The 14909-nt window shown below is 66.5% G+C and carries 16 protein-coding genes and 1 pseudogene; 5 read left to right on the forward strand and 12 right to left on the reverse strand.

Annotated features, from left to right (window positions below):
• Positions 1-55 precede the first annotated feature (55 nt).
• The 8 genes from HUN07_RS17170 to HUN07_RS27515 form a co-directional block, all read right to left on the reverse strand.
• The gene (locus HUN07_RS17170) at positions 56-1003 is read right to left on the reverse strand and encodes a sulfate/molybdate ABC transporter ATP-binding protein (RefSeq protein WP_174911344.1); all 948 of its coding nucleotides are present in this window, start codon (positions 1001-1003) and stop codon (positions 56-58) included.
• Complete coding sequence (cysW, locus tag HUN07_RS17175) at positions 1000-1806, reverse strand: sulfate ABC transporter permease subunit CysW (protein ID WP_174911347.1); 807 nt, start codon at positions 1804-1806, stop codon at positions 1000-1002. Before cysW ends, HUN07_RS17170 begins: the two co-directional genes overlap by 4 nt.
• Positions 1803-2687 carry a sulfate ABC transporter permease subunit CysT gene (gene cysT / locus HUN07_RS17180; RefSeq protein ID WP_174911350.1) on the reverse strand — a complete coding sequence of 295 codons (885 nt, stop codon included), beginning with the start codon at positions 2685-2687 and terminating at the stop codon, positions 1803-1805. The genes cysW and cysT overlap by 4 nt, the downstream gene beginning before the upstream one ends.
• The gene (locus HUN07_RS17185; RefSeq protein WP_174911353.1) at positions 2687-3718 is read right to left on the reverse strand and encodes a sulfate ABC transporter substrate-binding protein; all 1032 of its coding nucleotides are present in this window, start codon (positions 3716-3718) and stop codon (positions 2687-2689) included. The genes cysT and HUN07_RS17185 overlap by 1 nt, the downstream gene beginning before the upstream one ends.
• A 198-nt stretch (positions 3719-3916) precedes the next feature.
• Complete coding sequence (locus HUN07_RS27510; RefSeq protein WP_368077021.1) at positions 3917-4063, reverse strand: Ms4533A family Cys-rich leader peptide; 147 nt, start codon at positions 4061-4063, stop codon at positions 3917-3919.
• A gap of 83 nt (positions 4064-4146) precedes the next feature.
• A complete protein-coding gene (locus HUN07_RS17190) occupies positions 4147-4371 on the reverse strand; it encodes a hypothetical protein (RefSeq protein WP_174911356.1) in 225 nt (74 codons plus the stop codon).
• Positions 4372-4463: 92 nt separating this feature from the next.
• A complete protein-coding gene (locus HUN07_RS17195; RefSeq protein ID WP_114719074.1) occupies positions 4464-5495 on the reverse strand; it encodes a sulfate ABC transporter substrate-binding protein in 1032 nt (343 codons plus the stop codon).
• Positions 5496-5744: 249 nt separating this feature from the next.
• Positions 5745-5834, reverse strand: a complete 90-nt coding sequence (locus tag HUN07_RS27515; protein WP_368077022.1) for an Ms4533A family Cys-rich leader peptide — start codon at positions 5832-5834, stop codon at positions 5745-5747.
• A gap of 128 nt (positions 5835-5962) precedes the next feature.
• On the opposite strand from HUN07_RS27515, the gene HUN07_RS17200 reads away from it, so the two are divergent.
• A complete protein-coding gene (locus HUN07_RS17200; RefSeq protein WP_174911359.1) occupies positions 5963-7933 on the forward strand; it encodes a glycoside hydrolase family 15 protein in 1971 nt (656 codons plus the stop codon).
• A gap of 49 nt (positions 7934-7982) precedes the next feature.
• Positions 7983-8357, forward strand: a complete 375-nt coding sequence (locus tag HUN07_RS17205; protein ID WP_174911361.1) for a VOC family protein — start codon at positions 7983-7985, stop codon at positions 8355-8357.
• A gap of 10 nt (positions 8358-8367) precedes the next feature.
• Here HUN07_RS17205 and HUN07_RS17210 read toward each other — a convergent pair whose 3' ends face one another.
• Genes HUN07_RS17210 through HUN07_RS27520 form a run of 3 tightly spaced genes read right to left on the reverse strand, consistent with a single transcriptional unit; the run spans position 8368 to position 11454 of the window.
• Positions 8368-9300 carry an NAD(P)H-dependent flavin oxidoreductase gene (locus HUN07_RS17210; protein WP_114719072.1) on the reverse strand — a complete coding sequence of 311 codons (933 nt, stop codon included), beginning with the start codon at positions 9298-9300 and terminating at the stop codon, positions 8368-8370.
• 11 nt (positions 9301-9311) lie between these two features.
• Positions 9312-11174, reverse strand: coding sequence for a translation elongation factor 4 (lepA, locus tag HUN07_RS17215; RefSeq protein ID WP_114719071.1), 1863 nt, complete (start codon positions 11172-11174; stop codon positions 9312-9314).
• A 28-nt stretch (positions 11175-11202) separates the two neighbouring features.
• Complete coding sequence (locus tag HUN07_RS27520) at positions 11203-11454, reverse strand: tyrosine-type recombinase/integrase (protein ID WP_217487138.1); 252 nt, start codon at positions 11452-11454, stop codon at positions 11203-11205.
• A gap of 9 nt (positions 11455-11463) precedes the next feature.
• On the opposite strand from HUN07_RS27520, the gene HUN07_RS26660 reads away from it, so the two are divergent.
• The 3 genes and pseudogenes from HUN07_RS26660 to HUN07_RS17230 all read left to right on the forward strand — a co-directional run bounded on the left by HUN07_RS26660 (position 11464) and on the right by HUN07_RS17230 (position 14112).
• Positions 11464-12180 carry a hypothetical protein gene (locus HUN07_RS26660; RefSeq protein WP_217487139.1) on the forward strand — a complete coding sequence of 239 codons (717 nt, stop codon included), beginning with the start codon at positions 11464-11466 and terminating at the stop codon, positions 12178-12180.
• Between the two features lie 48 nt (positions 12181-12228).
• Complete coding sequence (locus HUN07_RS17225; protein ID WP_174911364.1) at positions 12229-12432, forward strand: hypothetical protein; 204 nt, start codon at positions 12229-12231, stop codon at positions 12430-12432.
• Between the two features lie 634 nt (positions 12433-13066).
• Positions 13067-14112: pseudogene (locus tag HUN07_RS17230) on the forward strand (IS110 family transposase).
• Here the strand turns inward: HUN07_RS17230 and HUN07_RS17235 are convergent.
• Positions 14109-14870, reverse strand: coding sequence for an HAD-IIB family hydrolase (locus HUN07_RS17235; protein WP_174911367.1), 762 nt, complete (start codon positions 14868-14870; stop codon positions 14109-14111). The pseudogene HUN07_RS17230 and the gene HUN07_RS17235 overlap by 4 nt on opposite strands.
• Positions 14871-14909 lie beyond the last annotated feature (39 nt).

The following is a 14909-nucleotide window of genomic DNA, read 5'->3' on the forward strand; positions in this document are numbered from 1 at the left end:
ACCGGATACACGAAGGCCCGGCCCCGTGCGGGACCGGGCCTTCGTCCTTTCCGCGCTACCCGGTGATGTCGGTGGGCCGGACATACACCGTCTCGCCCTCCCGCAGGCCGAGGACCTCGGCGTCGCTGCGGGTGATCTGGGCCGAGAGTTCCTGCGCGCCGGTCTTGGGCTGCAACTCCACCCGCACCTCGAACCCGAGGTGCACGACGCGGGAGACCGTGGCCGCGAACGACTGCGGGATCTGGGTGCGCTCGAGCCGCAGATCGTGCGGGCGCACCAGCTGCCCGTTGAGCCGCGCCACGGGCCCGAGGAACGACATCACGAAGTCGTTGGCCGGGGTGTCGTACAGCTCCTGTGGGGTACCGACCTGCTCGATCCGCCCCTTGTTGAGCACCGCGATCCGGTCGGCGACGTCGAGCGCCTCCTCCTGGTCGTGGGTGACCAGGACCGTGGTCACGTGCACCTCGTCGTGCAGGCGCCGCAGCCACGTGCGCAGGTCGTCGCGCACCTTGGCGTCGAGCGCGCCGAACGGCTCGTCGAGCAGCAGCACCTGCGGGTCTACGGCGAGGGCACGGGCCAGCGCCATGCGCTGACGCTGACCACCGGACAGCTGCGCCGGGTAGCGGTGCTGGAAGCCGTCGAGTCCGACGATCGCGAGCAGGTCGTCGACCTTCTTGGCGATCTCGGCCTTGGGACGCTTGCGGATCTTGAGGCCGAACGCGACGTTGTCGCGCACCGTCATGTGCTTGAACGCCGCGTAGTGCTGGAACACGAAGCCGATGTCGCGCTTCTGCGGCGGGACCCCGGTGACGTCCTTCCCGGCGATCGTGATGGTGCCCGAGTCGGGCTGCTCGAGGCCGGCGATGGACCGCAGCAGCGTCGACTTGCCCGAACCGCTGGGCCCGAGCAGCGCCGTGAGCGAGCCCGACGGGATGTCGAGGGTGACGTCGTCGAGCGCGGCGAAATCGCCGTAGTTCTTGCGTGCCCCGGTCACGGTAATCATGTCGTGCTCCTCTTACGGTCGAGCAGAGTCATCAGCAGGAGGGTCACCACAGCGATCGACATCAGCAGTGTCGCCGCGGCGTAGGCCCCGAAGGTGTTGTGGTCATCGATGTAACGGGAGTGCACGAGCAGGGTCAGGGTCTGCGACTGGCCGGGAATGCCCGACGAGACCATGATGACGGCACCGAACTCGCCGAGAGCGCGGGCGACGGTGAGGACGATGCCGTACGTCAGGCCCCAGCGGATCGCCGGAAGGGTGATCCGGGAGAACGTCTGCCACTTGGACGCCCCGAGCGTGGCCGCGGCCTGCTCCTGCTCGTCCCCGATCTCGTGCAGCACGGGTTCCACCTCGCGCACCACGAACGGCAGGGTCACGAAGATCGTGGCGATCACCATGCCGGGCAACCCGAAGATCACCTTGAGGCCGAGCGACTCGACGCCGCCGAACCACCCGTTCGCACCCCACAGCAGGATCAGCGAGACGCCGACAACGATCGGCGACACCGCGAACGGAAGGTCGACGACGGACTGGAGCAGCCCGCGGCCGGGAAAACGACCCCGCACGAGGGCCAGCGCGGTGACGATGCCGAAGATGACGTTGATCGGCACCACGATCGCGACGATCAGCAGCGACAGGTTGAGCGCCGAGATCGCGGCCGGGGTGCTGATCGCGTGGTAGAAGGCGACGAATCCGTGCTCGAAGGTGCGGTACAGGATCACGCCGATCGGCACGATCAGGAGTACGAACAGGTAGCCGAGGACGATGGTGCGCAGGCTTATCCGCGCCAAGGGTGAGATCTTCACTGCGCCTGCTCCTCTCGGCGCTGGTTGCGCGCGGCGAAGATCCGCAGCACGAACAACGTCGCGAAGGCGATTGCCAGCAGGGTCACCGACACCGCCGCCGCACTGACGGGACGGTCGATCTCGATCTGCTGCTGAATGTACTGCGAGGCAACCTGGGTCTCGCGCGGGATGTTGCCGCCGATCAGCACCACCGAGCCGTACTCGCCGATCGCGCGGGCGAAGGCGAGCCCGGCGCCACTGATGATCGCGGGTGCGAGCGTCGGCAGCACCACTCGACGGAAGATCGTCCAGTTGTTCGCGCCGAGCGACGCCGCGGCCTGCTCCACCTCGCGGTCGGCCTCCATCAGCACCGGCTGCACCGACCGGACCACGAACGGAAGGGTGACGAACGCGAGCGCCACGATCAGGCCGGGCTGAGTCGCATTGAGGTGCACGTCGATCGGGCTCTGCGGCCCGTACAGCGACAGCAGCACGATGCTGGCGACGATGGTCGGCAACGCGAACGGAAGATCGATCAGCGAGCCCACGATCCGCTTGCCCGGGAACTCGTCCCGCACCAGCACCCACGCGATCATCGTGCCCATCACCACGTTGATCAGGGCGACGATCACCGACACCACGATCGTCACGCGGAGCGCCGCCAGGGCGCCGGGCGCGGTGACCGCGTCCCAGAACCCGGACCACCCGTCCTCGAACGATGTCACTGTCAGCGCCGCCAAGGGCAGCAACACGATGATGCTGAGCCACAACGCCGCGATCCCGATCCCCAACGGACCGACCGCGCCGGTGACGGCGAACCGGCGCCGGAAGCGTCCCTTCGGTCTCCGTGGTGGTGCGGCCTGCACGGTCGGCTGTGGCGCCTGAGTCGTCACTGTCGTCATCACTTCGTCGCGTTCTCGTAGATAGTGGCGATCCGGCCCGAGTCCTGCTCGAACAGATCCTTGTCGACGGTGTCCCAGCCACCGAGGTCGGCGACGGTCCACAGCTGCTGCGGTTCCGGGAAGTCGGCGGCGTACTCGGCCATGACGGCCGGGTCGACGGGCCGGAAGCCGGCCTCCGCCCACTGCCGTTGCGCCGCGGGGGTATACAGGAAATCACGGAACGTGACCGCGGTGGATGCGTTCCGACCGGTCGAGACCACCGCCACCGGGTTCTCGACCTTGAAGGTCGCCGTCGGGGTCACGTGCTCCACCGGATCACCCTTGCGTTCGGTGAACAGCGCCTCGTTCTCGTAGCTGAGCAGCACGTCACCGGTCCCCTGCAGGAACATCTCGGTCGCCTCGCGGCCGGACTTCGGCTGCACCTTCACGTGCTCACCGATCAGCTTGCCGAGATAGTCGAGACCGGCCTGCGGATTCCGCCCGCCGTCGCTCGCGGCCGCATAGGGAGCCAACAGGTTCCACTTCGCCGACCCGGAGCTGAACGGGTTCGGGGTCACGACCTCGACGCCCGGCCGGAGCAGGTCGTCCCAGTCGCGGAGGTTCTTCGGATTGCCCTCGCGGACGACGAGCGTCACCACGGACCCGAACGGGACACCGCCGTAGGTGTCCTTGTTCCAGCTGTCGTCGACCAGCCCCTCCTCGACGAGGCGCGTGATCTCCGGCTCGACGGAGAAGCTGACGAGGTCCGCCTGGGCACCGTCCTTCACCTTCCGCGACTGGTCGCCGGACGCCCCGTACGACGGGTTGAACCGCACCCCAGCGCCCTCGCCGGTCTGGGCGAACGCGGCGGTCACCTTGTCGTAGCCGGGCTTCGGGACTCCGTACGCGAACATGTTGATCGTGCCGCCGCTGCCGTCCGCACCGACGTCGACTCCGCCCATGACATCGCTCGAGCCGCCGCTACACCCGGCGAGAGCGACTGCTCCGACCGCGACGAGCGCAGTCAGGAACGAGCGGAACCGATGCTTCATACGGATTTACCTTCCTACGGTGCCGGCAGATGCAGAAGAGCTCGCGCCGGAGACCCCGACCGGACGGTCGGTCGGTTCGAATGAGGCCTGGATGCGGGGAGGTGTTCGCGGTGCACGTCACCGCTGAGCGGAACGGGAGGAGAGAGCGCGTTCGGATCGAACGCGCGTGTCACGACAGAGCGAACACCGAGACAGGAATCAACAACAGTCGATGTCGGCGACTGCGAGTCGGCCGACAGCGATCAACGCCAGTTCATGGCGGACCTGGTGCGCGACGACTACAGACACGCGGCAGACTTTAGCAGAGCACGGAACCGACGTCCGAATGGCGCGATCCGCCGGCACGGACGGTCAGCGGGTGAAGTACCAGGCGATGACGACCAGGACGATCAGCGCGATCAGCGCCAAGGTCACGCGTGAGCGCGGCATCAGGAACCCTCCACCTTCGTGTGTGCGTCCACCCGGACGTCGGAATCGGCCGGATCGGGGCGACCGACCGCCGCGAACAGCGCGGACAGCACGCGGTCGAGCGCCCAGGCGATCCCGAAGCAGGCAGGAATCATCACCACGATCACCAGGACGACCTGGGGGATGAACGGCAGGCCGGCGACCCACAGTTCGGCGCCGTCCCACCAGTTCGCGAGTTGATCCACCCGACCACCCTAGCCGCTGACGAAACGGTGACCGAACACGGCGCATCAGTCGCCATGTTCGGTCACCGGCGGCACGGGAACCCGCGCGGTCCCTACTTCGTCGCGTTCTCGTAGATGACGGCGATACTGCCCGTCCCCTGCTTGAAGAGTTCCGCGTCGACGGCGGACCAGCCGCCCAGGTCCGCGATGGTCCACAACTGCTGCGGCTGCGGGAAGTCAGCCGCGAACTCCTTCGCGACAGCCGGATCGACAGGCCGGAAACCGGCCTCCGCCCACAGCTTCTGCGCCTCCGACGTGTACAGGTAGTCACGGAAGGCGGTCGCCTGGGCAATGTTCGGACTGTTCGAGATCACCGCCACCGGGTTCTCGATCTTGAAGGTGGTCGGCGGGGTCACGTGCTCGACCGGATCACCGTTCCGTTCGGTGAAGAGCGCCTCGTTCTCGTAGCTGAGCAGCACGTCACCGGTCCCCTGCAGGAACGTCTCGGTGGCCTCGCGCCCCGACTTCGGCTGCACCTTGACGTGCTCGCCGACCAGCTTGCCGAGGTAGTCGAGACCGGCCTGCGGGTTCTTGCCACCGTCACTCTTCGCGGCATAGGGGGCCAACAGATTCCACTTCGCCGAGCCGGAGCTGAACGGGTTCGGGGTCACGACCTCGATGCCGGGCCGGAGCAGGTCGTCCCAGTCCTGGATGTTCTTCGGGTTGCCCTCACGGACGACGATCGTCACGACCGACCCGAACGGAATCCCCTTGTAGGCGTCGTTGTTCCAGTCCTCGTCGACGAGGCCGGCATCGACGAGGCGGGTGATGTCGGGTTCGACCGAGAAGTTCACGAAGTCGGCCTGCGCGCCGTCCTTGACCTTCCGCGACTGGTCACCCGAGGCCCCGTAGGACGGGTTGAATCGCACCCCCTTGCCCTCCTCGGTCTCGGCAAATGCGGCGGTGACCTTGTCGAATCCCGGCTTGGGAACCGCGTATGCGAACAAATTGATCGTGCCGCCGCTGCCGTCGGCGCCGGTATCGGCGCCACCGACGACGTCACTCGAGCCGCCGCCGCACGCGGTCAGCGCGACTGCGCCGATCGCGGCGAGTGCGGTCAGGAACGAACGGGAACGGTGCCTCATGGATTGCCTTCCTACCAGGCTCACAGGTGCTGTGGATGCCGTACGAGAACCGACCCGGCACATGCCGGGTCGAGAAGAGCGGAACGGAAAACGGAACACTGAAGTCGGAACTCGGACAGATGTCCTGGAGTTGACGGCGTTCGGCACGAGCCGCGCACGGGAAGTTCCCCGCGACCGGCGGGGAACTGGGGTTACGACAGAGGTGCGGTCGAGACCGGATCTACGCGCAAGCGAACGCCGAGACCCGCATCAGCAACAGTGAATATCCGCAACTGCAAGCCCGCCGACGGCAATCAACGCCAGTTCATGGCGGATGCGGTGAGCGGCGGCAGCAGACACGTCGCCGACGATAGCAGACGTCCGTCCGTAATCGAACAGTCGGAACGATGCCGAAGAACCCGAACAACCCTGCCGGAGACCTCCGCCGAACTGTGGACGCTGACCGACGCACGGTCGATGATGAGGGGATGACGTCGCAGGCCGAGCAGTCCGTGACCACGCCGATCAGAGATTCCGACGAGGTCGCACCGAGGCGTCGCAGCGTCTTCCCGCCGATCGACGACTACGCCTTCCTCTCCGACTGCGAGACGAACTGCCTCGTCGCACGCAACGGCGCGGTCGAGTGGATGTGCGTCCCGCGCCCCGACTCCCCCAGTGTGTTCGGCGCGATCCTCGACCGTAGCGCCGGACACTTCCAGATCGGACCGTACGGCCAGAACGTGCCGTCTGCGCGGCGCTACCTGCCGGGTGGGCTGATCCTCGAGACCACGTGGCAGACCCAGACCGGCTGGCTGATCGTGCGTGACGCACTCGTGATGGGCCCGTGGCACGCCAACGAACAGCGCTCCCCCACGCGCCGTCGGACACCGTCGGACTGGGACGCCGAACACATCCTGTTGCGGACCGTCAAGTGCGTGAGCGGCACCGTCGAGTTGGAGATGAGTTGTGAGCCGGCGTTCGACTACCACCGCGCCCCGGCGCACTGGGAGTACACCGGAAACGTGTACGAGGAGGCCACCGCCACGTGCCGCACCGCCTCCCCGGGCGAGCAGCCGACGCTGCGGCTGACGTCGAATCTGCGGCTCGGACTCGAGGGGCGCGAGGCCCGCGCGCGCACCCGCATGGTGGAGGGCGACAACGCGTTCGTGGCCTTGTCGTGGTCGGAGCCGACGGCCCCGCAGACCTTCGAGGAAGCCGCCGACAAGATGTGGCAGACCACCGAGTGCTGGAGACAATGGGTGACGATCGGGCGTTTCCCCGACCATCCGTGGCGGAGCCACCTGCAGAGCAGCGCACTGACTCTCAAGGGCCTGACCTACGCACCGACCGGCGCCCTGCTCGCCGCACCCACCACGTCACTGCCGGAAACCCCCGGTGGCGAACGTAACTGGGACTACCGGTACGCATGGGTGCGGGATTCGACGTTCGCGCTCTGGGGCCTCTACACCCTCGGGCTCGATCGTGAAGCCAACGACTTCTTCTCGTTCATCTTCGACGCTGCGCAGTCGGACGACGGCGATCCGGCCCCACTGCAGGTGATGTACGGCGTCGGCGGCGAGCACACCCTCGTCGAAGAGGAGCTCAGTCACCTGAAGGGATACGACGGGGCCCTGCCGGTGCGGGTCGGCAACGACGCCTACAACCAGAACCAGCACGACATCTGGGGAACCCTGCTCGACTCGGTGTACCTGCACGTCCGGTCCCGCGACCAGGTCCCCGAGACGTTGTGGCCGCTGCTCGAGCGGCAGGTCCAGGAGGTCATCGAACACTGGCGTGAGCCGGACCGCGGGATCTGGGAGGTGCGCGGCGAGCCGCAGCACTTCACATCGTCGAAGATCATGTGCTGGGTGGCGCTCGACCGCGGCGTCAAGCTCGCCAACCTGCACGGCGAGAAGGCCTACGCGGCGCAGTGGTCCGAGATCGCCGACGAAGTCAAGGCCGACATCCTCGAGCACGGCGTCGACGAACGCGGGGTATTCACGCAGCGCTACGGGCACCCGTCCCTCGACGCCTCACTGCTGCTGGCACCACTGCTGCGGTTCCTGCCCGCCGACGACCCCCGGATCCGGGCGACGGTCCTGGCGATCGCGGACGAACTCACCGAGGACGGACTCGTGCTCCGCTACCGCGTCGAGTCCACCGACGACGGCCTGTCCGGCAAGGAGGGCACGTTCACGATCTGCTCGTTCCTGCTCGTGTCCGCGCTCGTCGAGATCGGGGAGGTGCAGCGGGCCAGGGACCTGTGTGAACGGCTGCTTTCGTTCGCGAGCCCGCTCAAGCTCTACGGCGAGGAGATCGACCCCAAGAGTGGCCGACACCTGGGCAACTTCCCGCAGGCGTTCACCCACCTGGCCCTCATCAATGCCGTCGTCCACGTCATCCGCGCCGAGGAAACCGGCCACACCGGGACGTTCCAGCCCGCGCACGGCCCTTCGTGATCGTTGCGGAACGGCCGCGAATGTCGGTGGCCTGTGTGACGATCGACGCATGCTGGATCACCTCGGAATCCAATGTGCCGACCCTGCAGTCGGTGCGGCCTTCTACGACGCGGTGCTCGCTCCGCTCGGCGGTGTTCGAATCAAGGAGTACGGACCCGTCATCGGGTACGGCGTCCCGCCGCATCCGGACTTCTGGATCAGCCCGCGGGTACCCGCCGACGCCGGGTTCCGCGAGTCGCACATCGCGTTCGTGGCCGAGTCTCGCGCCGCGGTCGACGCGTTCTTCGCCGCGGCGGTCGAGTCCGGGGCGGAGGTGCTGCACAAGCCGCGTATCTGGCCGGAGTACCACCCGGACTACTACGGCGCGTTCGTGCGCGATCCCGACGGCAACAACGTCGAGGCGGTCTGCCACCGCCCGGAGTAGTTGCGCCGACTCAGAACGTCCGGCGGAGCAGACTCTCCGCGTCGGCCGCGATCGCGCGCACCACATCGCCCGCCGGTCGTTCCGACGTCACGAGCCCGGCCGCCTCCCCCGCGTACACAACACCCTGATTGCTGTCCGCCGGATCGTAAGCGGCGGCGAGGGTTTCGTTGTCCGCACCCTTAGCGTGCCACTTCGCGGTGTAGTCGTTGGACAGCGCGCGACCACCCCAGCGGGCCGGCCACGGCTGATCGCGGGCCTGGTCGAAGATCGACGTGTAGACGGTGTCGGCGCTGCCGGCCTCGATCAGCTTCCTCCGCGCATACTCCGGGCCGATCGTCTCGGGGCTCGCGAGCAGAGCGGTGCCGATCATCGCGCCCACCGCACCTGCGGCGATCACCGCCGCCAGGCCGCGGCCGGTGCCGATGCCGCCGGCCGCGAGTACGGGCAGGCTCGTGGCGTCGAGTACCTCCTGCAGCAGCGGCAGCGTACCGATCCGTCCGGTGTGCCCGCCGGCCTCGCCGCCCTGCGCGATCACGAGGTCGACGCCCGCCCGCTCCACCACACGGAGATCCTCGACGGTGTTGACCTGCGAGACCGCCAATGCGCCGGCTGCGTGCACCCGGTCGACGTAGGGTGCCGGATCACCGAACGACAGCGACACGACACGCGGCTTCTCGGCGAGCGCCGCCTCGAGCAGCGAGTCGTCGGCGTCGAGCGACCACGTCATGAGGCCGATGCCGAGTGGCCCGCCACCGATCTCGCGGGCGACCGCCGACTCCGCCGCGATCCACTCCGGCGTCGAATAGCGCGCCGCACCGAGCAGCCCCAGCCCGCCCGCCCGAGTGACCTGACCGGCCAGTTCGCCGCCGGCCCGTCCGCCCATCGGGGCACCGAAGATCGGCACCTCCAGCCCGAGCTCACGGGTCAACCAGGTGCCGATCATCGCGTCCCCTCCTACTTGCCCTTGGGCTTGTCCGCCACCGACTCGTTCGACAGCGCCGCGACGAAGGCTTCCTGCGGGACCTCGACGCGACCGATGGTCTTCATCCGCTTCTTGCCCTCCTTCTGCTTCTCGAGCAGCTTGCGCTTACGGCTGATGTCGCCGCCGTAGCACTTCGCGAGCACGTCCTTGCGGATCGCGCGAATGTTCTCGCGCGCAATGATCTTCGAGCCGATCGCGGCCTGGATCGGCACCTCGAACTGCTGACGCGGGATCAGCTCGCGCAGCTTGGTGGTCATCTTGTTGCCGTAGGCGAACGCGGCGTCCTTGTGCACGATCGCGCTGAACGCGTCGACGGTCTCGCCCTGCAGCAGGATGTCCACCTTCACCAGCGCCGCCTGCTGCTCACCCGACTCCTCGTAGTCGAGGCTCGCGTAGCCCTTGGTCCGCGACTTGAGGGCGTCGAAGAAGTCGAACATGATCTCGCCCATCGGCAGCGTGTAGCGCAGCTCGACGCGGGTCTCCGAGAGGTAGTCCATGCCACCGAGCTCACCGCGTCGGGACTGACACAGCTCCATGATCGCGCCGGTGTACTCGCTCGGCGCGATCACGGTGCACTTGGCCATCGGCTCGTACACCTCGCGCACCTTGCCCTCCGGCCAGTACGACGGGTTGGTCACCTCGTGCTCGGCGCCGTCCTCCATTACGACTCGGTAGACCACGTTCGGCGCGGTGGAGATGAGGTCGAGGCCGAACTCGCGCTCGAGTCGGTCCCGGGTGATCTCCATGTGCAGCAGGCCGAGGAACCCACAACGGAAGCCGAAACCGAGGGCCACCGAGGTTTCCGGCTCGTAGGCGAGCGCCGCGTCGTTGAGCCGCAGCTTGTCGAGCGCGTCACGCAGCACCGGGTAGTCGGAACCGTCCATCGGGTACAGGCCCGAGTAGACCATCGGCTTGGGGTCGCGGTAACCGGTCAACGGCTCGGACGCGCCGTTACGGAAGGTGGTGACCGTGTCGCCGACCCTCGACTGCCGCACGTCCTTCACACCGGTGATCAAATAGCCGACCTCCCCGACGCCGAGGCCGACGGTGGCCTTGGGCTCGGGCGAGATGATTCCCACCTCGAGCAGCTCGTGCGTGGTGCCGGTCGACATCATCGTGATCTTCTCGCGGGGACGGATCTTGCCGTCCACCACACGCACGTAGGTGACGACGCCGCGGTACGCGTCGTACACGGAGTCGAAGATCATCGCGCGCGCCGGACCGTCCGCGTCGCCGACCGGGGCGGGCACCTGCTTGACGACCTCGTCGAGCAGTTCCTTCACACCGACACCGGTCTTGCCGGAGACCCGCAGCACGTCCTCGGGTTCACAGCCGACGATGTGCGCGATCTCCGCGGCGTACCGGTCGGGATCGGCGGCCGGCAGGTCGATCTTGTTGAGCACCGGGATGATGGTGAGGTCCTTCTCCATCGCCAGGTATAGGTTGGCCAGAGTCTGCGCCTCGATGCCCTGGGCGGCATCGACGAGCAGCACCGCACCCTCACACGCCTCGAGCGCGCGAGAGACCTCGTAGGTGAAGTCGACGTGGCCCGGCGTGTCGATGAGGTGCAGGACGATCTCTTCGGTCGTGCCGTCCTCGTTCTCGACCGTCCATGGCAGCCGCACGTTCTGCGCCTTGATCGTGATGCCGCGCTCACGCTCGATATCCATGCGGTCCAGGTACTGGGCGCGCATCGCGCGCTCCTCGACGACCCCGGTCAGCTGCAGCATCCGGTCCGCCAGCGTCGACTTGCCGTGGTCGATGTGCGCGATGATGCAGAAGTTCCGGATCTTCGCGGGATCCGTGAATGTTTTCTCTGCGAAGTTGCTGGTCAAGCCCTATTCCCTCGTCTCACTCGCGCACCTACATCGACCCGGTCCGGTTGCCTGTCCCGCACTGGTCCCGCACCAGAACCATATCCACCGCGTCCCGTGCCCGTTCATCATCTCCCGGCCACAGGTGCGCATAGACGTCCAGTGTGACAGCTGGCGACTTATGTCCTAAATACTGAGCCACCATCGGGACCGACGCACCCGCGAAAATCAGCGTCGACGCGAAGAAGTGCCGGAGGTCGTGGAAGCTCTTCCCGTCAGGCAGACCGCAGTCCCGGCGCACGATGACGCGTTGACGGAGAAGGCGGATCTTGGGCCTGATGTGAAGGTTCTGCAGGCGCAGCTTCCGGTGGTGTCGAAGACGGATGTTGGCCTCGGCCAGGTCGACAACACCAAGGATGCCGACAAGCCGGTGTCTGGCCCGCAGGCTGCTGCTTTGGCTCCGAAGGAGTCTCCGACGTTTACGGGGACGGTGTCTGTGTGGTCTGTGAAGTTCACGTCTGGCGCTGTTGCGGGTCGGGTGTGGACGGCGTCGGCGGCGGATGGGTCTGGGTCGTGGCAGGCTGTGGCGTCGGGTGCGCCGGGCGTGGTGGTGAACGGCAACCGTGGCAATCCGCCGACAGGGACTACCGCGACAGGTGATGGCTCGATCGCGATCGGACGCAACGCGGCAATGACGTCCCCGTCAGGAACGGGCCATGTGGTGATTGGATCCGGGGCAACGGTGACTGTTCCCGTCATAGGGAACGGCTCTGTCGCGATTCGACTCAACTCATCTGCGGGAGCCACCGCGGCAGCAGTCGGCTGCTCTGCTCAGGCGGCAGACAATGCCACTGCTGTCGGATATACGGCAAAAGCGACCGGAACCTACGACACCGCTTTCGGCTTCAGCACCACCGCCAGTGGCGGGTTCGGCGTGGCTCTTGGGCGGAATGCCGCAACGTCTGGCGGCCAGAATGGCACGGCCATTGGATCTGGCGCGAAGTCGACCCACGCGAACTGGTCGTGAAGATCGGCGGCACCGACATCGTCATCGCAACCCAGCCATAGGAGCACCATGCAAATCACCTTCGAACTACCCGACGAACACATGCCCCGCGCATACCGAGTCGCCTGCTACAGCCTCAGTGGACACGATCCCGACACCTGCGCTGTGCACCTGCAACGATTCGCACAGAAAATGGCGCTCGAACACGTCGCCTTCACCGAACGCCGGATGGCGGAACAGGAAGCCGTCGATGCACTCGAACCACTGGCATGACAATGGCCCCCACCCTCACCCGAGGAGTGGGGGCCATTTCTGCGTTCACAGGAACGGTTTCGCGTGCCAGTCAGCTAGCGGCGCTCAGTGCACCGGCGATGCCGAGGATAACGAGACCTCCGAAAGCCCAGCTGACAATGCCGGCAATGTTTTCGACCAGCGTGAACTCGGAGAACGAACCCATAGCTAACTCCTTCAAGTGATAGTGGCTGTACGGCAAATTCTGCCGGATGCCGAAAAACTAGCCGCTTGTGCTGGCTGTGTCACGTTGTGGTGTGGGGAGGGTATAGGTGAAATCGGCAAATTGACAGCCTCCCGAAGGTATGGCTGGGCGCCCCACTCAAAGGGGGGTGAGGCGCCCGGGACGGCTGCCGCCGGCTTCCGGCTTGTATGGCGTGGCGGCGGGTGTTCGAACTGACGGGTTCGTAGCGTGCCGTAGGAGACCGTGGGGGTGGCCCGGAGGCTTCCTGCCACTCGACCGGCCGGAGAGTTGGCTCTCAGAGGGTTCTGCCTCCCCGCGGTCTCCGTTCGCTGCCTGGCTCGACACAGGAACGTCACTACTTGGTGGTGGCCGGAAGCCGAAATGCCGACAGCGGATACCCCCCGTCCACCAGCACACGGAGGCACACCCACGGTGATCGTGATCGGAATCGACCCGCACAAGTCCACCCACACCGCAACCGCCGTCGACTCGGCGACCAACAGGGATCTCGGATCACTCCGGATCCGGTCGTCATTCGACGACTATGCCCAGCTGATGACCTGGTCCAAGCAGTGGCCGGACAGGATCTGGGCGGTGGAGAACGCGTCCGGACTCGGTCACCACCTCACTCAATGGATGATCAGCCGAGGCGAGGCTGTCGTCGACATCCCGTCGACCGCGACCGCACGGGTGCGCGAACTGTCCCGTGGCGGCCGGCGGAAGAACGACCGCATCGACGCTGCAGCGGCGGCGTGTGTCGCGTTCTCGCAGGGCGACTTCCGGCCGGTCGCCCCGGAAGGCCACACCGACGTGCTGCGGATCCTCGACGAACGGCGGATCGACCTGGTCAAACAGAACGGCAGGCTCGTCAACCAGCTCCATGCCCTGCTGCGGGAGCTGTTCCCAGGTGGTCTGGAACGCGAGTTCGACACCGAAGCCGCCGCCCAGCAGCTGAAAGCCTTCGGTCCGGACAGTGGGGCGGATGCGATGAGAAAGAACATCGCCCTCGACATCATCGGCGACCTCCGCCGACTCCGCTTTCAGATCGACGACCTCACCAACCGGATCAAGACCGAACTCGCCGCCTGCGGCACCACGCTGCCGAAGATCCCAGGCGTCGGAACAGTGACTGCCGCCCGAATCCTCGCTCGCACCGGCAACCCGATGCGGTTCGCGAACGAAGCCGCGTTCGCGAACTACACCGGCACCGCGCCCGTCGAGATCGCCAGCGCCGACAAACAACGGCACCGGCCATCCCGCAGTGGCGACCGAATGCTCAACTCGGCCATCCATATCGTCGCCGTCACCCAGGCCAGGACACCCAGCAGCGACGGCTACGCCTACCACCAGCGGAAGATGGCCGAGGCAAGACCTCACGCGAAGCAATGCGCTGCCTCAAACGGCAAGTCGCGAAACGACTCTGGCGAACAATGCGGGACGACTTCGAGTGGCAGCTCGTGATGCCCCGCGTCTCCTAGAGCGCAGTAGCGAGCAGCGAGATTTCAGCAGCCACGGCCGCCGGATCTGCGCTGACAGTGACATGCGCGACGGTGTCGAGACTCGCGTGCGATCCGACCCGTACTGCCCGCTCCGCGTTCTTCAGCAGGTCGAAGTCATTGAGGTCATTGCCGAACGCGACGTAGTTCGTGTGCCCCAACGACTCCAGGGCCTCCCACTTAGTGGTGGACCCCGGCGCGAAGTCGATGATCCCTTCCTCAAGGTGGTGGTTGACCGTCAGTCCCAGAGCTCGACCGGCCGCCGCGAGTGCCGGCATGTCGTTCGCCCCGAGAACCAGGAACTTCACCACCTCAGGCAAGTCGGCAAATCCGACCATCTGCGCGAGATTGCCTTGATCGACCCGTCCACGGATCGGATGGTCATGCGCGCCGGTGTAGGCGTAATCCCAGGGCCCGTCCGCGAGATACGTTGCGTCGAAATGTTCGACGGCGTCCATCAGCTCCTGCAGCACGGCAGCGTCAAATGCGGCGCGGGCCTGTACCTGTCCGCCGACTGACACGAGACTTCCATTCCCGCCGATCAGCGTCGCGGACGCAAAGGCGCCGTCAAGGACAGGCAGGAGGTCGCGGATGGGGCGCGCTGACGCGAAAACTGGATGGTATTCGGCTCGTTCGCATTCCTCGATTGCCGCCAGGATTCGGTCATCAATCGTCCGGCCGTCAAAGCAGAGTGTGCCGTCGATGTCGAAAACTACTGTCCGGGCGTCGAGAGTGAGCATCGGAACATCCTACTAACCGACGATGGTCTGACCGAAAGG

This window comes from Rhodococcus sp. W8901, assembly GCF_013348805.1.
Lineage (GTDB): Bacteria > Actinomycetota > Actinomycetes > Mycobacteriales > Mycobacteriaceae > Prescottella.